Below are 22665 nucleotides of genomic sequence, written 5' to 3'. Positions count from 1 at the left end.
GCTGTTATCGGTTTTATGACCATATATGGCTGTATTTATAAGCTTAAGGGCAGTTGAGCCTTTAAACTCTATTTTTAGACTTTATTGTGATTAGCTTATGACAAACTTAACTCAAGAGCAGCTGTATTTTGTAAATAAGTTTATTTTTTAATCAATATTTCAAGAAAAACTTAAAGAAACAATAGGGTCTGTTGACAATTCGTCTATGTTTGCGACGACGTGTGTTTTTTAGGCGATACTAGGCGCGAAATACGAAATTTAGTCATTCTAAATGAGTAATTCGTAACGACGTAGCGGCAAAAAACACGCTAGTCCCGAAGGGTTGTGGCTAAAATTATCTCAGCCTACGTTATGAAACTCGAAAATAGTCTCGCTATTCTCTTCGTTTCCTGCTTTACGACGTATACGTCTCATGCTCAATTTTAACCTACAACGCAATCGATTTATGAAATGTCAACAGACCCTTGATTATAAAGATAAAAAAGAACGCCGAAGCGTTCTCTTTTTCGATCATTGGATCAATGACGTGCAGCTTTTTTGCCTTCATCAACCGCTTTAACGATTGGTGCTTTGACCAATGGCGTAGGTTGTTCAACCAAAGCAAGTGGAAGAATCTCATCGATGCTTTTCACTGCTTTAATTTCCAAACCATCTTTCACATTCTGAGGAATTTCAGCTAAGTCACGAACGTTTTCTTGTGGGATAAACACCAGTTTAACCCCACCACGATGTGCTGCTAAAAGTTTCTCTTTTAAGCCACCAATACGCATTGCTCGGCCACCTAAGCTGGTTTCACCTGTCATTGCAATATCAGGACGAATCGCAATCCCAGTGAATGCCGAAACCAGAGCAGTGGTTAATGCCAAACCTGCAGATGGTCCATCTTTCGGTGTCGCACCTTCAGGTAAGTGAACGTGTACGTCAGTTTCTTCAAAACGAGAAGCTTCAATACCCAATTCATCAGCGCGTGTACGAACCACAGTCATTGCCGCAGTAATAGATTCTTTCATTACATCGCCGAGTGAACCCGTGGTAATAAATTTACCTTTACCTTTTACTGCTGCAACTTCGATAGTCAATAACTCACCACCGACAGAAGTCCATGCCAAGCCATTTACACGACCCACTTGAGCTTCTTCTTCCGCCATACCGTAATCAAATTTATGCACACCTAAATATTCAGGTAAGTTTTCAGCAGTGACATCAATATGTAAGTTTTTCGCTTTCTTACTGACTGATTCTTTTACCACTTTACGTGCAATCTTCGATACTTCACGTTCAAGACTACGTACACCAGCTTCACGGGTATAACGACGTACAATGTCACGAATCGCTTCTTCATGAACAGTCAATTCTTTGCCACGTAAGCCATTGTTCTTGATTGCTTTTGGAACAAGGTAACGATCAGCAATATTGACTTTTTCGTCTTCGGTATAACCCGGCAAACGAATTACTTCCATACGGTCTAATAAAGCCTCAGGAATATTCATGCTGTTTGCAGTACAGATAAACATTACTTCAGACAAGTCAAGATCAAGATCTAAGTAGTGATCGTTAAACTTGTTGTTCTGTGATGGATCAAGTACTTCAAGCAGGGCAGAAGCTGGATCACCACGATAATCCTGTGCCATTTTGTCCACTTCGTCGAGCAAGAACAGAGGGTTCTTAACACCAACTTTGGTCAATGACTGCACAATTTTACCCGGCATCGCACCAATATAGGTACGACGATGACCACGAATTTCTGCTTCGTCACGGACACCACCGAGTGCCATACGAACGAATTCACGACCAGTTGCTTTGGCAATTGATTCCCCGAGTGAGGTTTTACCAACACCAGGAGGACCAACTAAACAAAGGATTGGACCTCGAAGTTTTTTCACGCGTGATTGAACTGCTAAGTATTCAACAATACGTTCTTTGACTTCATCCAAACCATAGTGGTCTGTATCTAAAATTTCCTGAGCTTTTGCTAAGTTAATGCTGACCTTGCTGGCTTTATTCCAAGGCGTATCTAAAATCGCCTCAATATAGTTGCGTACAACAGCAGCTTCACTTGACGCAGGTTGCATTGCTTTGAGTTTACGGAATTCATTTTCAGCTTTTTTACGCACATGTTCAGGTAAATCAGCTTCCGCTAAACGTTTTTCAATTTCAGCAACATCATCTTCCGCACCACCATTCATATCGGAAAGTTCACGCTGAATGACTTTCATCTTCTCATTGAGGAAGTATTCGCGTTGGTTCTTTTCCATTTGGCGTTTTACAGAGTCATGCAATGTTTGCTCAATCTGTTGTTCTTCAGATTGTTGCAATAAATAAGTCATCAGCTCTTGTAAGTGTGCTTCAAACTCATCGTGCTCTAGGAATTTTTGTTTTACATCGATATTTAAAGGTACACGGGTTGCAACAAAGAACAACAATTGTAATAAATCGTCGATTTTATTTGCTGCTGCAATCAATTCACGTGCATTACGTAATTTGGCTTCTGCATACTGTGAAAACAGTGCACGTAATTCTTCTACACGTGTTGCTTGAGTATCTTTATCTACAGATATCGTCATTGGGCTTAATGCATGTTCAGCCGATAAGTATTCATCATTGTCGATGATTTCAACCAGCTTAGAACGATGTAAGCCTTCAATCAGTACCTTGATACAGTTTTCATCATTTTCATGATTCACAACTTGTACAATCTTTGCGACGGTACCATATTGATATAAGTTGTCGTGATCAATTTCTTCTGTAAGCGAATCTTTTTGCGCAACTACAAATACTAAATTGTCACTGTTACGAGCCACATCAACTGCATTGATCGATTTTTCACGACCCACAAATAGCGCAATTTGCATATGTGGGTACACAACCACGTCACGCAACGCTAAAAGCGGTAATACACTTGGAACCTGTGGCTCTAAGTTTTCTTGATTCATAATAATCTCAGACATGGGCACTCCTAATGAGTGACAACGGTGTTGCCATGTTTTTTATAGTGATGTGTATTTCAAAAATTACAAGGGCTTTGCCAAATAAAAAGTTTAAAAAATCGCAACTATTTGATTAACAAATAAACCTATTTGCATTTATTGGTCAATTTAACGGCGAAAATAATAGGTTTTTGCTGGGGTAATTAGGCTGTCTAAGGGCTGATCCCACGGATTTCTTTTAAGCTCATGGGTGAGTAACTGGAAATCATGGGCTAAACCAAGCCGATGTGGGCGATGTGTAGCTGATGCAAGCGTTCGATCATAGAAACCGCCTCCCATGCCCATACGGCTACCTTTTAAATCACAGGCCAATAAAGGCATGACCACCAGATCGAGTATTGAAATATGTTTAGCACGACTTGCCATAGGTTCTAACATCCCAAGACGATGTAAAGAAAAGCGCCGATTGCGGAACTGCCGATTTGATATTTTGACCCAAACCAGTTTTTTGTTCATATTACAGATCATGGGCAAATACACGGTTTTTCCAATCGCACAGCAATATTCGATAAGCAATTTGGTTTGAATTTCACCAAAAGCATCTAAATATAATCCGATTTTCTGCGCATTGAAAAAATGGCGATGGCGTAGCATCTGTTTAAAGCATTGCAATTCAATGACCGTTTGTTGATTGCGGGTCAGCTTTTGTCGTTGTTGTCTTAAAGATCTACGCAGTTGTGAATTTTGATCCATGTTTTGAATGCTAAAACTAAACTGTTGCCAGTATACAATGAAATGATAAACAGCATTTATAACGAAATGATCAAGATGTTATTTTGATTATCTTTTATTCACTAGAGTTTGCGATAAATGGGCGGTTTTAAGCTATTATGCTAATCGTTTGATAAAACAAGATTAAATATTGATGTTCTACATTTTAAGTCCGGAGTATCTATTCTGACAAATGTAGGATTTTGCTCAGTCAATTGCAAATGAAAGCACTTCAATTAGGCTGAGAAGAAATTCACGTGAGTGATAATTATGGATAAGCACGAAAATAAACAGGAAAACACCATGCAAAGTCAGCTAAAACAACAATCTCATACCTTGTCACGACGGTTTGTTATCTCAATGCTTGCATTGGCAAGCAGTTTACCGCTGATGAGCTATGCCGCTCCAGCAGCGCCAAAACTGGATCTTGAGTTATCTGCACATTCAAAGAATAAAATTAAAACCTTAATGAATGATCCAAAAGTTTGGCAACAGATTCCCAAAACAGTCACGCTGTGTGTGTATTCTCCTGATGGCGCCAATAGTGAAGCTTTTGAACAAGCGACCAGTTATATCAGTGAACTGCCACGAATTACACAGATTGCTAAGGAATTTGGGGTGGATATGAAAATTACCCGTCCAACCAAATTGTCGATGCATATTGATTTAAATTATCCAAAATTAAAGAAAACCGCTTCTACGGATATTAATTTAAGAGTTTATACCGATGAACGTGTATTGACTGAGGATTTCCGCAGTAAACGCTGTGATGGTGCTGGAATCAGTAACATTCGTGCACGTCAGTTTAATCCGTTTGTCGGCAGTATTGATGCTATTGGGGCAGTACAAAACTATAAGCAATTAACCACCGTGATCCAGTTACTTGCACGGCCTGAGTACGATGCAAAAATGGTCAATCGTGATTATGAAGTGGTGGGGATTGTTCCTTTAGGTGCTGCGTATATCATGGTCAATGATCGCCGTATTGATACCTTATCAAAAGCAGCAGGGAAAAAAGTGGCGGTCATGAACTTTGACGGTACTCAAAAGAAGTTGGTGCAAAATGTTGGTGCACAACCTGTTTCAGTTGATCTATTAACTGTGGGTGGAAAGTTTAATAACAAAGAAGTCGATATTATGGCGGGGCCTGCTTTGTTATTTAAGCCTTTAGAATTGAAAAAGGGTATGACTGATAAAAATGGCAATGTGGTCGGTGGTATTATTCGCTTTCCTTTGATACAGGTGACAGGCACATTAATCATGCATCGGAATAAGTTCCCTGCAGGTATGGGACCAATCGCACGGGAAATGATTTCTAAACAACTCAGCCCAGCATTTCAGTTTGTCGATAAACTGGAGCGAGAAGTTCCAGATAAATATTGGTTTGATATTCGTGAAGCAGATAAGCCAGGCTATATTAAGATTATGCGTGAAGCACGTATTCAGATGACCAAAGAAGGCTTCTATGACCCAACAATGATGAAAATTTTGAAAAAGGTTCGATGTGGTCAAACCCCAAGTAGTTTTGAATGTGCTTTAAATGATGAATGATTGGGTTTTGCTCTTGTCTTGATGAGGTATATAAGTCAAAAGCAAAATCACAAACAGCTGATGTTTTTGATTTGAATTAAAAGCTAAAGGAGCAAAATGAAAGTTTATTTTGCTCCTTTTTTATTACAAAGTTTAGGCAATGCTTTACTACTCTGTTAGATTAAATCCAAGATAAAGAAGATCAAAATTAAGATTTAAATGATGTTAAGAAAACCGTTCAAACTCTTGTTGCTGACAGTGTTGTTTTACGTTAACTCGATATATGCCGCAGAGTATCAGACAGGAGATATTATTTTTCATAGCTCTAAATCAGCACAAAGTCTTGTGATCGAAAAAGCCACCCATTCGCCATATAGCCACATGGGAATGATCGTAATGAAACAAGGTCAAGCTTTGGTTTTGGAGGCGATTCAGCCTGTGAAATATACACCGCTTCAACAATGGATCAATCGTGGTGTAAATAAAGCCTATGTCGTAAAGCGTTATCAACCTCAATTGACTGCTGAGCAACAACACAAGTTAGTCAAACAGGCCGAGACTTATTTAAATAAACCCTATGATGTTTATTTTGAATGGAATGATGACGCAATTTATTGCTCTGAAATTGTATGGAAAGCTTATCAATATGCTTTAGTAATAGAATTGGCGCCCTTGGAAAAATTACAAAGTTTTGATCTCACAGATCGAAGTGTTAAAGCACTTATGCAACAACGCTATGGACAGCATATTCCATTGCGAGAAACTGTGATTGCGCCAAGTGCAATTTTTAATTCAAAGAAATTGAAAATGGTTGACTCGGTTGCTGGCTTGAATTGATTGAAAATATAGCAGACATAAAAAAACCTGAGTCATGATGCTCAGGTTTTTTATAAGAAGCGGTATATACATACATTCTTGAATGTGGCGACCCTACGGGGATTCGAACCCCGGTTACCGCCGTGAAAGGGCGATGTCCTAGGCCTCTAGACGATAGGGTCAATAAATTGAGGCAGACACTTGAAACTAAACCATTAAATTAATGGCGACCCTACGGGGATTCGAACCCCGGTTACCGCCGTGAAAGGGCGATGTCCTAGGCCTCTAGACGATAGGGTCGTTTCAGAGGTGGGCGTATATTAGGGCGAATACTGGCAGGTGTCAAACTTTTTTCCACAATAAAAACTGAAATTGCGTTTATATGGATAAAAACAAAGCAATATGAGCAAAGTGGTTAAAATTAAGACCATTATTACGGCTTGGGGTACAGAATGGGATCTAAAATATTTTGAATCACCGCAGGATGTTGTAAGTAGCCTGCGATTTGATGAGGAGTATGAATAAACGTTGAAATCGCGGTATTTAAAATCGCGGGTTGAAAGTCAAAGGGTGCATTGATCAAAGGAAAAGCGGTTAAAAAATCATCTGGTGAATAGAAATTATGCCAATCACCATTTAGACAATTTGGTCTTTTGATGGGTGGTGTTAGTTTAGACTGAATCACTTTAAAGGCGAGTGGTGAGCCTAAGGTAATAAAGCGTTGTATCTGGTAGTTTGCTTGCAGCTGTTGTAACAGATTATAGGCAATCACGGTTCCTAACGAATGCGCAACAATAATATGCGGTTGATCGGGTTCTAAGTTGGCCAGTATCCGTTGATGGACTTCATCCATAAACTGAGGATTGGCGAGGTATAAATAAGTTTCGATCAGAAATTTATGAATCAGACTTTCATGAAGTTTTGGAAAATTATTTAAAATTAAAGAGAACTCTTTGAGTGCCTTATCTTTTAACAATTGCGAAGCCAAATACAAGCGTTTAGACAGTTTTAAGTCATGCTCAGGCATGAAGTAGGGCAGTATTGGAATTGCGGGAGCGACATTTAAAGTTGTCGTGGCTGGCGTTGTTGTATGTTTATGAAAGTGAAAGTTTACCCATGATTTAGGCAGAAAGCTTTCTAAGTCAAAGCGATTGCTTAATTGGTGCTTACTGATTAAATCACCATAAAAAGCCAAGCGAATATCTAATTGTGCGGTTGAAATAGGCAGTTTAAGTTCATCGATTCCCTGTTGAAGAATATCAACCCAATGTTGTTTTAAACTCTCAGCATTATAATTCTGCTGGTTCATACCATGAATAAAAATAATCTTCATTGGGGGTTTTATAGATTGTTATGTTTAGCTATTAAATTACGAGTTTAAACTGATTTTGACTATCTATGAATGTACAAAAAGTGTAGCCAATGGCTACACTTTTTGTTTAGGCATGATCAGTTAGATCTTGTTTAGGGTTGTGATTGATCTTTATATAAGAATGCGTAGCTGATATAGCAAATGGCAATAAAGATTAAACAACAAATAAAGCCCACCACCATCTCAGGGTCAAATACCATACTGATACAGGTAATTAAACAGAAGATAAAACCTAAGATCGGCACAATTGGAAACAATGGTGCAGCAAAGCCTAATTCAGCTTTGGTATGACCTTGTTTGTACCATTGACGTCTAAAATTAAACTGGCTCAGACAAATACTCATCCACACCACAACCATGGTAAACGCAGCCACACCCAACAAGTTTTTAAAAATAGTCTCAGGTGCAAATTGCTCTGAAAGCAGACCAGGTAATGCACCGAACATGGTGACAATCACCGCAATATATGGAATACCGCGTGCATTGACTCTAGAAAACAATGCTGGAAGCTGTTTCTTGGCTGAGAGCGACCACATCATACGTGACGCTGCAAATAGCCCTGAGTTAGCCGCAGACAACAATGCAGTGATGATCACAAAACGGATAATGTCTTCTGCGTATGGAATACCAATATGATCAAATACGGTAACAAATGGGCTGCTACTGACCCCTTCAGCATGTAATCCTGCCATTTGGTGAGGCAGCAGTGCACTAATGACAATGATCGTACCAACAAAGAAAATCAATAAACGCCAAATAGCAGTATTGATGGCTTTAGGCACATTTTTCGCAGGATCTTCAGTTTCACCCGCAGCAACGCCAATCAACTCCGTACCAGAGAAGGCAAAGTTCACGATTAACATGGTGGTGAAGATTGGGAATAGACCTTGTGGGAACCAGCCTTCATCGGTCAAATTACTAAATAATGGTGCTGAAGTATGTCCCTGATAATTTAAAATACCAAAAATTGCCAAGAGGCCAAAAAGAATAAAAGCGATTACCGTAATGACTTTAACCAAAGAGAGCCAGAACTCAGATTCGGCAAACCATTTGGTTGAGCTCATATTTAAGCCAAACACGATTGCTGCAAAAATCAGCGTCCATAACCACATCGAGATATGCGGAAACCATTCTTGCATTAACAAAGCCGCAGCAGTAAATTCAGTGCCTAGTGTTGCTGACCATGTCAGCCAATACAGCCAAGTAACGGTGTATCCTGTACCTGGGCCAATGTATCGTTGCGCATAAGTACCAAATGAACCAGACTCAGGCATATGAACCGCAAGTTCACCTAAGCACAGCATCACCATATAGGCAATTACACCGCCGAGGATGTAAGAGATAATGGCACCAATCGGACCCGTTTGTGAGATTACTTCACCAGAACCTAAAAAAAGCCCTGTACCTATTGCACCACCAAGCGAAATCATCACCAAGTGACGAGTACTCATTGCTCGTTTGAGTGGTGAAGAATTAGATGATACCTGAGCATCATTTTGATTTGGTGATGACTGCATAAGCTTCAGATGGAAATAAAACAAGAAGCGCGCTATTTTAGCCCAATTCATAAATAGTGCAATGATTGAGTGTTGTTAATGCTCAATAAGCAATACTATAAATCACCATGATTTTATGGTTTTTATAAATAAATATTTAAATCAATTATTTATATTTAACTCTGCACTGATTATTTTAAATTAAAAATTCAGATTATTGATGAAAAAACAATCTTTTAAATATGACGGGATGGTGGTTTTTAACTGCTTTAAAATACGATAGATATAAAAAAGCCTGAGTCGTATTGCTCAGGCTTTTTTACGAGAAAGTTTTGTGTTGGAAACAATCTCAAATATGGCGACCCTACGGGGATTCGAACCCCGGTTACCGCCGTGAAAGGGCGATGTCCTAGGCCTCTAGACGATAGGGTCGTAATGAGGTGATGCGTATATTAAGGATAAAAGATATTTTTGTCAAAATGGATTTATCGAAAAAGCGTTTAACTGATGAATCTATAAGCGAATCATCATGTATTTGTTTTTAATTTAGCCATAAAGCTATTTTTTGTTTTTTAGAAGAATCCAAATCAAATAAAAACGGCTTGATTTATATATGAATCACTTAAAAATTATGCTGTTGGTTAAAAGTCCAAAATAGAAAAGCCCGTATGAATACGGGCTGATCAGTGATTTACACTGCGACTTAATTTTTCTGATGATAAAGCCAGTAATAAGTTGCATAACATGCTGCCATAAACACTAAACAACCAATAAAGCCAGAAAGCATTTCCGGATCTGCTGCCATACTTAAACCAGTTGCGGTACAGGTAATAAAGCCAAGAATCGGTACGACTGGATACCACGGCGTTTTAAATTTTAAATCAGCCAGTGTTTTACCGCTGGCCAGCCATTTACGACGGAAATTAAACTGACTCCAGCAAATACTCATCCACACGATAACCATGGTAAATGCTGCCACACCGAGTAAGTTTTTAAAGATGACATCTGCGCCAAATTGCTCCGACAGTAAACCGGGTAAACCTCCAATCATGGTCACAAAAATTGCAACAACAGGGGTACCTGATTTGGTCAGTTTGGAAAAAACTCGAGGTAATTGTTTTTGAATTGAAAGCGCCCACATCATACGAGATGCCGCATATAGTCCTGAATTAGCAGTGGACAAAAGCGCTGTAATGATCACAAAACGCATGATGTCTTCTGCGTAAGGAATTCCAATCAAGTTAAATACAGAAACAAAGGGACTATTACTGATCCCTTCACCATGCGCGGCTAGGCCAGCATCTTGATAGGGCAATAATGAACTGATGACAATAATGGTACCAACAAAGAAAATCATTAACCGCCAAACCGCAGCATGAATCGCTTTTGGGACATTTTTTTCAGGATTTTCAGTTTCACCAGCAGCAATCCCAATCATCTCAGTACCATTAAAGGCAAAATTTACAATCAGCATGGTGGCAAAAATAGGAAATAAACCATTGGGTAGCCAGCCATGTGCGGTTAAATTACTGAATAAAGGTGCAGTTTCATGACCATGGAAGGGGATTAACCCAAATATTGCGGTTAGGCCGAGTAAGATAAATACCAATACCGTTGCAACTTTGACAAAAGACAACCAAAACTCTGACTCTGCAAAAAAGCGTGTTGAGGTTAGATTGGAAATCAAGATGGCAACAATAAAGACCAAGGTCCATAACCAGATGGAGGTTGTTGGAAACCATTCCTGCATCAGCATGGCTGCTGCGGTAAATTCAGTCCCCAAGGTGGCAGACCAGCCAAGCCAGTACATCCACGACACCATGTAGCCTGTACCCGGTCCAATATTTTTAGCTGCAAAAGCACCAAAAGATCCGGTTACAGGTTGATTGACCGCAAGTTCACCTAAGCACAGCATCACCATATAGGCAATTAAACCACCGATGATATAGGCAATCACTGCACCAATCGGTCCAGCTTGTGCAATCACTTCACCTGAACTTAAAAATAAGCCTGTACCGATTGCACCGCCTAATGACAACATGATCAGGTGGCGTTTGGTCATGGATCTTTTTAAGACAATAGTTTGCCCATCAGCGACAGTGTGCTGATTCGATTGATCAGGTGATTGCATATTTGATGTCATTGAACTTTAAAGAGATATTTTAGATTAAAATGCCAAAATTGACAAAATAAAATAAACCGTCAGCTTCTAAAGTCTAAAGAAAAGGGATGAAATAAAATAATTGAATCAAGAAGATCAAAAAAGAGAGAAAGAAATTATAAGAATAATTAGATGGCGACCCTACGGGGATTCGAACCCCGGTTACCGCCGTGAAAGGGCGATGTCCTAGGCCTCTAGACGATAGGGTCGTTTAGAAGATGGCGATATCTTATTGATCCGCCACCAAATTGTCAAGTAAGTGAGGTGCGAGTTTGTTCAAAATATAGCAAAACAGTTCAGCCGTCTTTTGAGTATCGTACAAGGCCGAGTGAGCCTCTTTACCATCGAACTCAATTCCAGCTTGAATACATGATTTAGCCAAAACAGTTTGACCAAACATGACCGCACTTAAAGTCACCGTATCAAATACAGAAAAACTATGAAAAGGGTTTTGATTTTTACTGCCAGTTCGCGCAATTGCAGCTCTTAGGAAGCCTAAATCAAAGTGGGCATTGTGTCCGACCAAGACCGCATGGGTACAATGTTGCTGACGACGTACTTCATTGACCGCCTTAAAAATACGCTTTAATGCTGTTTTCTCGTCTTCAGCCATTGCCATACGCATTGGATTAAATGGATCTACACCAATAAAATCCAAAGAACGGCGATCTAAATTTGCACCTTCAAAAGGATTGATGTGTGCATGATGTGCTTCACCTGGAACAAATTTTCCTTCAGCATCATACACAATCGGGATGCATGCGATTTCAAGCAATGCATCGGTATCTGCATTAAAACCTGCTGTTTCAACGTCAACCACAACGGGTAAAAAACCACGAAAGCGTTGTCCAATCACAGGTAATGTTTCAGTTGTCACACCTTTCTCCATTGGATGGTTTTTCCAGCATAAAGTGGAATAATGTGTTCACCATCCAAATAATCTAAACTTTCAGGGATTACCTGATCTTCTTTCACAAGGGTAATCTTATTTGTGTTGCGAGGCAAACCATAGAAGTCTGCACCAAACATACTGGCAAAACCTTCTAGGCGTTCGATTTTGTTGACTTGATCAAAAGCCTGAGCATAAAGCTCAATTGCTGTAGGTGCACTATAGCAACCTGCACAACCACATGCATTTTCTTTGGCATTTTTAGAATGTGGTGCACTGTCAGTACCTAAGAAAAACTTAGGGCTACCGCTTGTGGCAACTTCAAGTAAAGTTTGTTGATGAGTTTGACGCTTTAAAATCGGTAAACAATAAAAGTGCGGTTTTATACCACCGACCAACATATCATTACGGTTAAACATTAAATGTTGTGGTGTGATCGTCGCAGCAACATTACGATCTTGTTCAAGCACAAAATGCGCGGCTTCACTGGTGGTAATATGTTCTAACACCAATTTTAATTGCGGAAATTGTTTCAGTAACGGTGAAAGTACTTCGTCTAAAAAGCGTTTTTCACGGTCGAAAATGTCCACATGCTGATGAGTAACTTCACCATGTAATAGTAATGGCACTTGATGTTCTTCAAGCTGTTCAATCACTGCATAGACTTTACGAATGTCACTGACACCATTATCCGAGTTGGTTGTTGCACCAGCAGGATAGAGTTTAATTGCATTGACGAATTGAGACTCTTTGATTTTGCGAACTTCATCTGGAGAAGTCTGGTCGGTAAAATACAGTACCATACGTGGGTCAAAATCAACCCCTTCAGGGACATGTGCCATAATACGGTCACGATAAGCATTCGCTTCATCTACAGTTTTCACAGGTGGAACGAGGTTCGGCATACAAATCGCACGGGCAAATTGTTTGGCTAGATCTGGAACTGTACGTTTTAAGGCAAGACCATCACGCAGGTGGGCATGCCAGTCATCTGGCTGAAGCAAAGTGATCGTATTCAAGGCAATTCTTACTGACAAAATAAATGAGATGATAATCTATAACACTTTAAAATGATAACAGCTATTTCTAATCAATAATTCAAATTAAATGATTAAAAACAAATCTAAAGCTTATATTTTGTTCGGATTGGTCATGTGTGTGTCATGATTGGGTGCTAATGCTGAGTAGAAAATCTACAACTGTATAACATGGCAATGATTTTCAATTGCTTAATTTGAATTTATTTTAAAATTACCGTTTTTAAATGATTAAATAGTCAAAATGTACTATTGCATATTTTTCTTAAAAAATGATAATAAAGTCATACAAAGATAAACTTCCAGCATACATAATTTTCATTTTATGAATAAACACACTATTGATCTTATACAATTGTGTTTAAAGCCTTGAGAATATAAATGATCGTTCAAGGTGTGTGTGACGTCGCTTTTATTGTTCGAGATCAGTATACTATGTGTCTGTAATACAATAGTTTATTAGATAAGTACATCAATTATAATATTGAGTTAATAGAGAGCTTTATATGGGCAAGTTTCTGCCAAACCTGATTTGCATTATGTGTCTTGTGGGTTTAAATATTCAAAGTCAAATTTTTGCCAAACAAAATGTTAAAGCTGATAAAAGTCAAGAAGCGATAAAAGCGGACTTAAAACAAGATTGGTCAGTCAATAGTATCAATACCGCCAATTGGTCTGAAAATATTGGCAGAGGGCAATTCCCCGTTTATGCCCGTGCACAAGTGATGCTCAATAATTTACATGCTTCGCCAGGGCCAATCGACGGTAAAAGTGGCAAGAACTTTTTAAAAGCACTTGCTGCGTATCAACAGATTAAAAGTTTACCGATTAGTGGTGAACTGGATAAACAGACTTGGGACAGTTTGTTAAAAAATCAAAAATCCGCAGCGTTTGGAACTTATCAAATTACTGCAGCGGATATTAAAGGGCCTTATGCCAAATCAATTCCGCGAAATTATGCCCAACAAGCAAAAATGCCGGGTCTGTATTACACCCGTGTGACTGAAATGTTAGGTGAAAAGTTTCATATTGATGAAGACTTTCTTAAACAACTCAATCCAAAAGCTAACTTTAAAAAAGTAGGCGAAACCATCAATGTACCGATTGTACGCAATGATTTGCCTGAAGGTGTGGCCTTAATTATTGCGCATAAGCCTGCTCGACAACTTTATTTATACAATAGTGCAAATCAAATGATTGCATCTTTTCCTGCCACAATTGGGGGTTCTGGTACACCATCCCCGAAAGGAACGCATAAGGTCATTAAAGTTGCCGCAAACCCTGTTTATGGTTATAACCCGAAAAACTTTGTTCAAGGGAGCAACCGTCAAAAGCTGGCATTACCGCCTGGTCCAAATGGTCCTGTTGGCAATATGTGGATTGCTTTAAGTAAACCGACATTTGGTATTCATGGTACGCCGAATCCTTCATTAATTTCAAAGACCGCTTCTCATGGTTGTATTCGTTTGACCAATTGGGATGCCAATGATTTAGGTCGTAAGGTTCAACCGGGGACTGTGGTTAAGTTCTTAGATTAATCCCATTGTATATCCGAAAAGGCTGAGTAGTTTAAAAGAGCGCTCAGCCTTTTTTATTGTATTGATAAGATTTTGCTACTGTAAATATTAAACTTATACACAACATACTGAATTTATTGGGTATGATCAATTTAACTTCACCATGTCAAAAAATTGAAATCTTTATGGGTACAGAAAAAAAATTATCTACTCAAGAAGTCATTAAACTTGAACGAGATTTGGCTAAATTTGCCAATATGATGGATTCAGTGGTGCGTATTCCATTTACCAAACAAGGGGTAGGGGCAGATGCCGCACTCAGTACTATACCGATTGCTGGTGATGTCGCGGGTTTTGTGTTGACCTGTTATGCGGTTTATAAAGCCAAACAGATTGGCGTGCCTCAAGCAAAGCTCAACGGGGTATTAAAACTGGCTGTGATTGACGGCGTTGTGGGATGTATACCGATTGCTGGAACCTTATTCGATATTTTTATCCGGCCCAGTCGTAAAGCCTTAGACGTTGTACATGACCATATTCAAGAAGAATATCAGATTTATAGCGATGATCATGTGGTTCACCCATTTTTACATGAGAAGTTAGAACAAAAGCAACAGCATTCAGCATTTTGGCGTAATCCTGTTATTGCTTGGATTTGGATTCATATTCCCGATATTTTAGGTTTGATTGTTTTGATCCTGATTGGACTTGCAATGTGGTTTGGCGTAAATATGTTATGGGATTGGTATCAAAGCTATCGTGCATAGATTCCAACATTGAATTGATGTGAAAATGTAGATATTAAAATACAGAGGTGATCATGCAAGATTATATTTCGGCAAACCTTCCTGCTATTGATTTTGATCATACTCGTAAATTTTATGCATTCTTAGGTTTTCAGTGTGATTATCAGTCCGCAGAATGGATGATCTTAAGTAAGGACAGTTTGCTGGTTGAGTTTTTCCATCACCCCGATTTAAATCCAAAAGAATCATGGTTTAGTGCCTGCTTAAGAACACATGTCTTGCAAGATCTGTTTCATTTTTGGCAAGGCTTAGATTGGGCACAATTCCCAGAAGCACGAATAACAGAAATCCAGTATCTCGAAGAAATTGATATGTTTTGTGTGATTGATCCGAATGGAAGTTTAATCCGTTGTATCCAATTAGATTAATTCCTCAAATTGGTATTGAAAGAAAGAAAGTAAGAAAGTAAGAAAGATAGCAATTGCACGTTAAATATCGAACAAGCAAAAATTAAAAATATGATGTACCCATAAACAAAGCCTCCATATTGGAGGCTTTGTTTTTCTAATGATCACTACGATTGAGCGAGCATGTATAGATTAAGGCAAATTAAGTTGACGTAAAGCGGCAACACGTTGCTCGATGCTTGGGTGAGTTTGGAATAAAGCAGCCAAACTAAAACCTTGCTCTTTACCTTCTGCGATCGCAAAAGCTTTCATTTCTTTCGGCATTTGATCTGGCATTTCAGATTCAGCTTGTAGACGCAATAAAGCGGAAATCATGGCTTCTTTACCTGCAAGTTGAGCACCAGCTTCATCTGCACGGTATTCACGATAGCGAGAGAACCACATTACGATTGCCGAAGCCAATATACCGAAGACGATATCAAGCACGATGGTAATTGCAAAATAAGCCAATCCAGGCGCTTCACCATCTTGACGACCAAAGACATTACGGTCAATAAAATCACCAACCACACGGGCAAAGAACATTACAAAGGCGTTCACTACACCTTGAATAAGGGATAATGTGACCATGTCACCATTGGCAACGTGACCAATCTCATGCGCAAGTACGGCACGCAATTCATCTTTGTTCATGCGTTCGAGCAAACCTGTTGAAACCGATACCAGCGCATCGTTTTTGTTCCAACCTGTAGCAAATGCATTGGATTGATAAGATGGGAAAATACCAACATCTGGCATTTGAATACCAGCACGTTGTGAAAGTTGAGCAACCTCTTGTAATAACCAAACTTCGGCTTGGTTACGAGGAGCATTCGGGTCGATTAATTCAGTGCCTGTGGTTTTTAGCGCCATCCATTTGGACATAAATAGGGAGATTAAAGAACCTACCATACCAAACACTAAACAGATGACCATCAGGTTGCCTAATTTAAGACCGCCAGCGCCGTAGTAACTACCAACACCTAATAATGATAGGATAATGCCAGCTACAACCAGTACCGCGAGGTTGGTTAGCAAAAACAAACCAATCCGCATCATGGAGAGAATCCTCTTATAAATAATAAATAATATGACGTATTAAATAAATCATGAAATTCAATATGAGGTTTAGATGATTAAAATTCAAGAATAATGGGAAAAATCTAGCGGGCAAAAAATAACAAATTCAAATGAAATGGATAGTGGATAAGCAATTTATTTAAAAAAATAGGCAAGTTAAAAAAAGATTCTCTGTATTAGAGAAAACATTATTTTTTTCAGCAATTTGTTGAAAATATGTAATTGCACAAATTAAGTGCATTATTTTCTATTTTAGCAACATAATTTGGGGGATATTAAGCGCTTAAGTGATTAGTTGCCAATGGTGATTTGTGCTGTCGCACTGGCATGTGCTGTTGAATAAGAACCCGCAGGAGCATCGGTGTAGGTCCCATCAGAAGCAATAATAATTGGACGAGAACTATATTTTACGGGTTGAATATTTGAACTGTTGCTGATTTGTGGTGTCGGCTCGACTTGATTGGAGAAATCATTTTGATTTGATTGGGCAATGATTTGTCCAGTACTGGTTGAAGTGCCAATATTATTTGCAGATAAATTTAAACCACCAGCATATAGGTTGTTTAAACGACTGGTGACACGTTTGACATAGTCTTGGGTTTCACGAAAGGGAGGAATACCGCCGTATTTATCGACATTCCCTTCACCCGCATTATAAGCCGCTAAAGCTAAACTGGTATTGCCATTAAAGCGTTTCATTAACCAACTGAGATATTTGGCACCACCAAAAATATTTTGCTGTGGATCATAAGAATTGGACACATTGAAGCGACGAGCCGTTGCAGGCATCAGTTGCATTAAGCCTTGTGCACCGACAGGCGAACGGGCATTGGTATTAAAGCCAGACTCAGTATGCATTACTGCTTTGATTAAGCCTTCAGACACACCATGCGTCTGCGCAGCTTGGCGGATAATACTGTCAAAAGAGTTTTTACTTTTACTATAACTTGGCAGTACTGCGGATTCTGAGCTGCCCCAGTTGCTATAACTGTGAATATTACTGTCTTTATAATAAGTCACTTTGACTTTTTGCAGTGAACGATCCGAATTTTTGCGATTGGTTAGTAAGGTTGTCCCATTTTGGTCTTTGTAGAAATAAATTTGCCCTGCAAACGTTTGCGATGTAAATGAAGCAAAGCTCATACACCCTAAAATAGATACTAGCGAACCCGTAATTAATTTTTTCATTTTGTAGTAATTAAAATATTTCCCCAATTTTTGGGAGTTTAACAAAGTTATTGAACAAGAAAAACTATGAATTGAGTTTTAACAATACAATCGCGAAAAAGCAAGTGCTATTTGTTGGCATATTAATCAAAAAAAATTTTATATTTTTTTTAAAATATATTTATTGACTATGCTAAACAATTGAAAAATATATATAAAATATAATGGTTAAAAAATGATCAATCTAAAGAGAATGCCCATCATTGCGTGAGAAAACTTTGTCAAGCCCCAAACAATCCACAATTTTATCCACAGGTTTTGTGGAAAACTGTGGAAAAGTCCAAAAGATAAGCACTTCGGCTAAAAAATGAACTGAGCCGTCTATTTTAAATGTGGAAATACGACAGGAAGATGACCAGATAAAAATTGATGCAAAATAAAAAAATCTTTAGATGCGGTTAACGTTCAAATCAGATAAAATTGCCCAGTATTTTTTTATGGGTTTATCTCGTCTATGTACTCGCCAGTTGAGTCCGAACAAGGATTTAATTTTAAACCAGAGCTTCCAACAAGTTCAGCTTATTATCGTCTTTTGAAAAAACTTCGTCGTCAAGTCGGCCATGCAATTCGTGACTTTAAAATGATTGAGGAAGGCGATAAGGTAATGGTCTGTGTTTCTGGTGGGAAAGACAGTTACACCTTGCTTGATATTTTGTTGCAATTTAAACGTATTGCACCGATCAACTTTGATGTTGTCGCAGTGAACTTGGATCAAAAGCAACCTGGTTTTCCTGAAGATGTGTTACCGAAATATTTGGAAGAAAACAATATTCCTTATTATATTTTGGAAAAAGACACCTATAGCATCACCAAGCGTTTGACACCTGAAGGGAAAACTTACTGTGCAGTGTGTTCACGTTTACGCCGTGGTTCACTCTACGGTTTTGCGCAAGAGATTGGTGCGACCAAAGTGGCATTGGGTCATCATCGCGATGATATCATTGCAACGTTCTTCTTAAATCTATTCCATGGTGGTAGCTTAAAAGCGATGCCGCCAAAATTATTGTCTTCGGATAAAAAGAACATTTTGATTCGTCCTTTGGCTTATGTTGAAGAAAAAGACATCATCAAATATGCTGAAATTCGTAAATTCCCGATTATTCCATGTAACTTATGTGGTTCTCAGGAAAACTTACAACGTGCCATGTTAAACGACATGCTACGTGGTTGGGATAAACAATATCCAAAACGTTTGCACAGTATTTTTGGTGCATTACAGAATGTTTCACCATCACAATTAGCTGACCGTGATTTATTTGATTTTGAAAAATTGGATGAAGAACGCGAATTCGATATGAAATGTGATACGGAAGAAATGAAAAAGCGTTTAGATGTTGTAAATCTTAGTTTTGCAGCAGATTGATCTTTTTTGCCAATTAAATGAACGAATCGGGCATTCATATTGAGATGAGTGCCTGATTTAAAAAAATAAACCGATAAAATCGATAAAACATGAACAGTCCGTACAAAAAACTTTAGCCCAAATTGAAATTATCATGCTATAACATTGGGCAAGCAAAACTGCTTCAACCTGATGTTGTCTGGATAGATAACACAATAAATTGAATAAATAATTTGAGGAATGAACATGCCTGCATTTTTAACTGATGATTGGTTTGCAAATGTTGAAAAATTAACTGCTGAAGCAGGTGATTTAAACTTACCACCAGCACTTTCAGGTTTAGCAATTAATTTGGTTGTTGCAGATGCAGATGGCAACACAGAGCTTGCTTTAGACGGCGGAAAAATCGTCAAAGGTAGTTCTGCAAATGCGAAAACAACGTTGAACATGGATGCTGAAACACTTCGTAAAGTATTCTTAGAATTTGATATGGCTGCTGCAATGCAAGCATTTATGACAGGCAAAATCAAAGTTCAAGGTGATATGTCTCAATTGATGGCTTTACAAACAGCCAAGCCAAGCCAAGAGCAAAAAGATTTATTTAAGAAAGTATTAGAGCAAACTGCTTAATCTTTTTACAATAAAAAAGCTTACCCGAGAGTAAGCTTTTTTATTGCCTGATTTTTACAGATCCAATCGATTTAAAATACAGATTAAATTTCTAGTAATCGAGGTGTGGTTTTAATGTGTTCTAAATAAGCCCGAATACGTGTGACATACTGTACAGCTTGCTTATAACGACCATTACTTGCTTGATTACGTGTCAAATAATTATAAAGATTCATCCAGTCATTGGGATCTTTACCTTGTGCTTTGATGCGCTTTTGAATACCTTCAACTGCACCAGGCCCCATATTGTATGCAACCAAAGCATACCAATGACGATCTGGATTACGAATATAAGAATAACGACTCAACATCATATCAAAATATTTTGCGCCGCCTTGGATACTCTGAGCGGGATCACTACGATTACTGACACCCATTTCTTTAGCTGTAGTATTGGTCAACATCATCAAACCACGGACACCTGTGGGAGAAACAGAGTCTGGTTTTAAATATGATTCTTGATAACCAATTGCAGCAAGCAGGTGCCAATCTAAGCCATATTGCTGCGCAGAGCGCTTAAAGCTGGCTTTATAAATCGGTAGACGAGAACTTAGGTCACGTTGAATCACGTTCCAATCGTCTTTCTTAACGACATTACGATTATAAAATGAGGCAAGTTGCTGAGTTGAACCATTTTGTTTGCTTTGGCAAATGAAACCACTTGCAGTTGCTGTTAATGGATCTTCAGCTTGTTTAAATACCCAATTTAATTCTGGGTTTAAACCATTACTTTTTAAACTGTTGAAATCACCACAGCTTGCTGAAAATGAGGTTAAGCGTTCTGCTTCGATGCTTTGCATATTTGCGGTGGTAATCGCAAAATTCGCCTTACCTTGAGCAACCATTTTCAATGCTGTTGCATTGTCAGAAACAGTTTTAAGCTCAAGTTTAACGTTTAAACTTTCAGCATAGTTATGGGCTAAGTCATAGCCGAAGCCATGCTTATAGTCTCCATCCTTAAACACGATGCTTGGATTGGAAACCGCAACTACAGTCAATTTACTCGAATTAACTACAGCATTGTATTGATTGTTCTTACTCGCATTAATACTAAAAGGAATTAATGCAGTGGATAAAACTAAAGTTTTGATTGGCAGCGCACGAAAAAATGAGTTAAGGCTAAGCCTCGACCCAGAGGTTGAACTACTGTGCATGTTGTCTCCGCTACAAGTAATTTATTGCCCTAAAAAGTAATAAGCACAAAAACGCTTAAAAACTTCTTATAGTTGGTAAATTCAATAAGGGTGGGCAGTCATGAACGTCATTCAAAAAATGACATGTGGGATAGAAAGATTTTGCAGAAAAACTACAAAATTAAAAAAATAAACTCATAAAACATGTGCGCATAATATAGGCGGTTTTTAGATCTGTCAAACTTTGTATGAAAAATGATCAATTTAAAATATTTAAGATAATGATTTTTAAAGAAATATTTTTTTAAAAATTGCAGGAATTTTAAAACTGAAATACGCTGCCAAAAACTGTAAGCAAATGTTCCAAATGTAAGTTAAGAATTACCACTTTTAAAAGGTTTTCTGATTGAATTTTCTGTCTGAATTTAAATAGGAAAAAAACGATTTTATTGCTTTTTAAAACTTAAAATGCGCTATTTTTGAGCTGACATGTTTACGCTATTGGCTGTAGACTGTAGCAACATTTTTTAAAAAATAAGTATCAAGTGCATATGTATTTTAAATGGTTTTAAATCATGAAATCTAATTTAATTACCCGTTCCGGGCATGATCTGTTGGTTGCAGAGTTACAACATCTCTGGCGCGAAGAACGACCTGAAATTACCAAGAAAGTGACATGGGCTGCCAGTCTGGGTGACCGTTCTGAAAATGCTGATTACCAGTATAATAAGCAGCTACTTCGAAAAATCGATCGTCGTGTACGTTATTTAGGGAAGCGTTTAGAAGAATTACGAATTATCGATTTTTCTCCAGAACAAGCAGGTAAAGTGTATTTTGGTGCTTGGGTTGAAATAGAAAATGACGAAGGCGAACAAAAAACCATACGTCTGGTCGGAGTAGATGAAATTTATGATCATCATCCGCAACATGTCTCAATTGATTCACCGATGGCAAGAGCTTTACTGTCTAAACAAGTCGATGATGAGGCAGAAGTGGATACACCATCAGGTAAAAAACGTTGGTATATCAATTCAATTCGTTATGAATAGTTTGAATATTCATCAAATTAGCGAGATTTGACTTTATTTTGTACATTTGATTGAAGAAATACTGAAAAAGATTTGCCAAGTTGCAATTTTATTTATATGATAGCCGCCATTGGAAGCGTGGCAGAGCGGTTTAATGCACCGGTCTTGAAAACCGACGAGGGTGTGAGTCCTCCGTGAGTTCGAATCTCACCGCTTCCGCCAAATATTTAAAAAGACCCTTAAATTGTTAAGGGTCTTTTTTTTGCTTTGATTTTATTTCACGTCTCCTATATAAATTTTGGATTGGAATAATCAAAATAAGAATTATTCAGGCTACTTTAGATAATTGATAAATTGAGTTTAAGTTGAGCGCTTACAGAACCGACTAGTATATAATTGATACTTAGAAATAAATTTATGTTGGATTGGTTTGGACTGCATAAAACAAGTGTTATAAGGATACCTCAGTTGCTCAGCA

The 22665-nt window shown here is 38.3% G+C and carries 18 protein-coding genes and 5 tRNA genes; 9 read left to right on the top strand and 14 right to left on the bottom strand.

Annotated features, from left to right (window positions below):
* Positions 1-518: 518 nt before the first annotated feature.
* Positions 519-2948: an endopeptidase La gene (gene lon, locus ACQ7EO_RS16165; protein ID WP_004722406.1), complete on the bottom strand. Its 2430-nt coding sequence runs from the start codon at positions 2946-2948 to the stop codon at positions 519-521.
* 147 nt (positions 2949-3095) lie between these two features.
* Positions 3096-3680, bottom strand: a complete 585-nt coding sequence (locus ACQ7EO_RS16160) for a 5-formyltetrahydrofolate cyclo-ligase (RefSeq protein ID WP_434278023.1) — start codon at positions 3678-3680, stop codon at positions 3096-3098.
* Between the two features lie 378 nt (positions 3681-4058).
* Here ACQ7EO_RS16160 and ACQ7EO_RS16155 point away from each other — a divergent pair, with 378 nt between their 5' ends.
* Positions 4059-5249, top strand: coding sequence for a putative solute-binding protein (locus ACQ7EO_RS16155; RefSeq protein WP_224965497.1), 1191 nt, complete (start codon positions 4059-4061; stop codon positions 5247-5249).
* Positions 5250-5450: 201 nt separating this feature from the next.
* Positions 5451-6065 (top strand): YiiX family permuted papain-like enzyme, encoded by a 615-nt coding sequence (locus tag ACQ7EO_RS16150; RefSeq protein ID WP_434278022.1) that lies wholly within the window; start codon positions 5451-5453, stop codon positions 6063-6065.
* A gap of 85 nt (positions 6066-6150) precedes the next feature.
* On the opposite strand, the gene ACQ7EO_RS16145 is transcribed toward ACQ7EO_RS16150, so the two are convergent.
* From ACQ7EO_RS16145 to pyrC, 9 genes are all read right to left on the bottom strand, one after another.
* Positions 6151-6226, bottom strand: a tRNA-Glu gene (locus tag ACQ7EO_RS16145).
* Positions 6227-6268: 42 nt separating this feature from the next.
* Positions 6269-6344 (bottom strand) — tRNA-Glu (locus tag ACQ7EO_RS16140).
* 133 nt (positions 6345-6477) lie between these two features.
* The gene (locus ACQ7EO_RS16135) at positions 6478-7377 is read right to left on the bottom strand and encodes a hypothetical protein (protein WP_434278021.1); all 900 of its coding nucleotides are present in this window, start codon (positions 7375-7377) and stop codon (positions 6478-6480) included.
* A 131-nt stretch (positions 7378-7508) separates the two neighbouring features.
* A complete protein-coding gene (locus tag ACQ7EO_RS16130; RefSeq protein ID WP_034618380.1) occupies positions 7509-8933 on the bottom strand; it encodes an amino acid permease in 1425 nt (474 codons plus the stop codon).
* Between the two features lie 335 nt (positions 8934-9268).
* A tRNA-Glu gene (locus ACQ7EO_RS16125) sits at positions 9269-9344 on the bottom strand.
* A gap of 271 nt (positions 9345-9615) precedes the next feature.
* Positions 9616-11043: an amino acid permease gene (locus ACQ7EO_RS16120; RefSeq protein ID WP_434278018.1), complete on the bottom strand. Its 1428-nt coding sequence runs from the start codon at positions 11041-11043 to the stop codon at positions 9616-9618.
* Positions 11044-11206: 163 nt separating this feature from the next.
* Positions 11207-11282, bottom strand: a tRNA-Glu gene (locus tag ACQ7EO_RS16115).
* A gap of 20 nt (positions 11283-11302) precedes the next feature.
* Positions 11303-11962 carry a ribonuclease T gene (gene rnt, locus ACQ7EO_RS16110; protein WP_004722393.1) on the bottom strand — a complete coding sequence of 220 codons (660 nt, stop codon included), beginning with the start codon at positions 11960-11962 and terminating at the stop codon, positions 11303-11305.
* Complete coding sequence (pyrC, locus tag ACQ7EO_RS16105) at positions 11947-12981, bottom strand: dihydroorotase (protein ID WP_434278017.1); 1035 nt, start codon at positions 12979-12981, stop codon at positions 11947-11949. The genes rnt and pyrC overlap by 16 nt, the downstream gene beginning before the upstream one ends.
* Positions 12982-13505: 524 nt before the next feature.
* Between pyrC and ACQ7EO_RS16100 the strand changes: the two genes are divergently transcribed.
* From ACQ7EO_RS16100 to ACQ7EO_RS16090, 3 genes are all read left to right on the top strand, one after another.
* Positions 13506-14537, top strand: a complete 1032-nt coding sequence (locus ACQ7EO_RS16100) for a L,D-transpeptidase family protein (RefSeq protein WP_262085308.1) — start codon at positions 13506-13508, stop codon at positions 14535-14537.
* Between the two features lie 164 nt (positions 14538-14701).
* Complete coding sequence (locus ACQ7EO_RS16095; protein ID WP_034618064.1) at positions 14702-15283, top strand: DUF4112 domain-containing protein; 582 nt, start codon at positions 14702-14704, stop codon at positions 15281-15283.
* 53 nt (positions 15284-15336) lie between these two features.
* On the top strand, positions 15337-15690 hold the full coding sequence (locus tag ACQ7EO_RS16090) for a bleomycin resistance protein (RefSeq protein ID WP_239046222.1): 354 nt from the start codon (positions 15337-15339) through the stop codon (positions 15688-15690).
* Between the two features lie 171 nt (positions 15691-15861).
* Here the strand turns inward: ACQ7EO_RS16090 and htpX are convergent, their stop codons facing one another.
* The gene (gene htpX / locus ACQ7EO_RS16085) at positions 15862-16767 is read right to left on the bottom strand and encodes a protease HtpX (RefSeq protein WP_004819720.1); all 906 of its coding nucleotides are present in this window, start codon (positions 16765-16767) and stop codon (positions 15862-15864) included.
* A 312-nt stretch (positions 16768-17079) separates the two neighbouring features.
* On the bottom strand, positions 17080-17931 hold the full coding sequence (locus tag ACQ7EO_RS16080; RefSeq protein WP_374759594.1) for a lytic transglycosylase domain-containing protein: 852 nt from the start codon (positions 17929-17931) through the stop codon (positions 17080-17082).
* Positions 17932-18469: 538 nt separating this feature from the next.
* On the opposite strand from ACQ7EO_RS16080, the gene ttcA reads away from it, so the two are divergent.
* Both ttcA and ACQ7EO_RS16070 read left to right on the top strand, forming a co-directional pair.
* Positions 18470-19378: a tRNA 2-thiocytidine(32) synthetase TtcA gene (gene ttcA / locus ACQ7EO_RS16075; protein ID WP_004722379.1), complete on the top strand. Its 909-nt coding sequence runs from the start codon at positions 18470-18472 to the stop codon at positions 19376-19378.
* Between the two features lie 225 nt (positions 19379-19603).
* Entirely contained in the window at positions 19604-19987 is a 384-nt protein-coding gene (locus tag ACQ7EO_RS16070) for an SCP2 sterol-binding domain-containing protein (RefSeq protein WP_004722377.1), read from the top strand.
* A gap of 83 nt (positions 19988-20070) precedes the next feature.
* Here ACQ7EO_RS16070 and ACQ7EO_RS16065 read toward each other — a convergent pair whose 3' ends face one another.
* Positions 20071-21180: a transglycosylase SLT domain-containing protein gene (locus ACQ7EO_RS16065; protein WP_004722376.1), complete on the bottom strand. Its 1110-nt coding sequence runs from the start codon at positions 21178-21180 to the stop codon at positions 20071-20073.
* Between the two features lie 554 nt (positions 21181-21734).
* Between ACQ7EO_RS16065 and greB the strand changes: the two genes are divergently transcribed.
* Positions 21735-22208 carry a transcription elongation factor GreB gene (gene greB / locus ACQ7EO_RS16060; protein ID WP_004722375.1) on the top strand — a complete coding sequence of 158 codons (474 nt, stop codon included), beginning with the start codon at positions 21735-21737 and terminating at the stop codon, positions 22206-22208.
* A gap of 111 nt (positions 22209-22319) precedes the next feature.
* Positions 22320-22409: transfer RNA gene (locus ACQ7EO_RS16055), tRNA-Ser, on the top strand.
* Positions 22410-22665: the final 256 nt, after the last annotated feature.

Origin of the sequence: Acinetobacter sp. CE-15, from assembly GCF_051059255.1 — a bacterium.
Taxonomy (GTDB): domain Bacteria; phylum Pseudomonadota; class Gammaproteobacteria; order Pseudomonadales; family Moraxellaceae; genus Acinetobacter; species Acinetobacter guillouiae.
Note: the sequence above shows the minus strand (reverse complement) of the source record. Positions and strands in the feature narration are given on the sequence as shown.

Bases quoted from the DNA above. Each gene is read 5' to 3' on its own strand.
- ACQ7EO_RS16070 (WP_004722377.1), top strand. From the start codon at position 19,604: ATGCCTGCATTTTTAACTGATGATTGGTTTGCAAATGTTGAAAAATTA.
- ACQ7EO_RS16120 (WP_434278018.1), bottom strand. From the start codon at position 11,043: ATGCAATCACCTGATCAATCGAATCAGCACACTGTCGCTGATGGGCAA.
- lon (WP_004722406.1), bottom strand. From the start codon at position 2,948: ATGTCTGAGATTATTATGAATCAAGAAAACTTAGAGCCACAGGTTCCA.
- greB (WP_004722375.1), top strand. From the start codon at position 21,735: ATGAAATCTAATTTAATTACCCGTTCCGGGCATGATCTGTTGGTTGCA.
- rnt (WP_004722393.1), bottom strand. From the start codon at position 11,962: ATGGAGAAAGGTGTGACAACTGAAACATTACCTGTGATTGGACAACGC.
- ACQ7EO_RS16160 (WP_434278023.1), bottom strand. From the start codon at position 3,680: ATGGATCAAAATTCACAACTGCGTAGATCTTTAAGACAACAACGACAA.
- ttcA (WP_004722379.1), top strand. From the start codon at position 18,470: ATGTACTCGCCAGTTGAGTCCGAACAAGGATTTAATTTTAAACCAGAG.
- ACQ7EO_RS16155 (WP_224965497.1), top strand. From the start codon at position 4,059: ATGCTTGCATTGGCAAGCAGTTTACCGCTGATGAGCTATGCCGCTCCA.
- htpX (WP_004819720.1), bottom strand. From the start codon at position 16,767: ATGATGCGGATTGGTTTGTTTTTGCTAACCAACCTCGCGGTACTGGTT.
- ACQ7EO_RS16130 (WP_034618380.1), bottom strand. From the start codon at position 8,933: ATGCAGTCATCACCAAATCAAAATGATGCTCAGGTATCATCTAATTCT.
- ACQ7EO_RS16095 (WP_034618064.1), top strand. From the start codon at position 14,702: ATGGGTACAGAAAAAAAATTATCTACTCAAGAAGTCATTAAACTTGAA.
- ACQ7EO_RS16090 (WP_239046222.1), top strand. From the start codon at position 15,337: ATGCAAGATTATATTTCGGCAAACCTTCCTGCTATTGATTTTGATCAT.
- ACQ7EO_RS16065 (WP_004722376.1), bottom strand. From the start codon at position 21,180: ATGCACAGTAGTTCAACCTCTGGGTCGAGGCTTAGCCTTAACTCATTT.
- ACQ7EO_RS16100 (WP_262085308.1), top strand. From the start codon at position 13,506: ATGGGCAAGTTTCTGCCAAACCTGATTTGCATTATGTGTCTTGTGGGT.
- ACQ7EO_RS16150 (WP_434278022.1), top strand. From the start codon at position 5,451: ATGTTAAGAAAACCGTTCAAACTCTTGTTGCTGACAGTGTTGTTTTAC.
- ACQ7EO_RS16135 (WP_434278021.1), bottom strand. From the start codon at position 7,377: ATGAAGATTATTTTTATTCATGGTATGAACCAGCAGAATTATAATGCT.
- ACQ7EO_RS16080 (WP_374759594.1), bottom strand. From the start codon at position 17,931: ATGAGCTTTGCTTCATTTACATCGCAAACGTTTGCAGGGCAAATTTAT.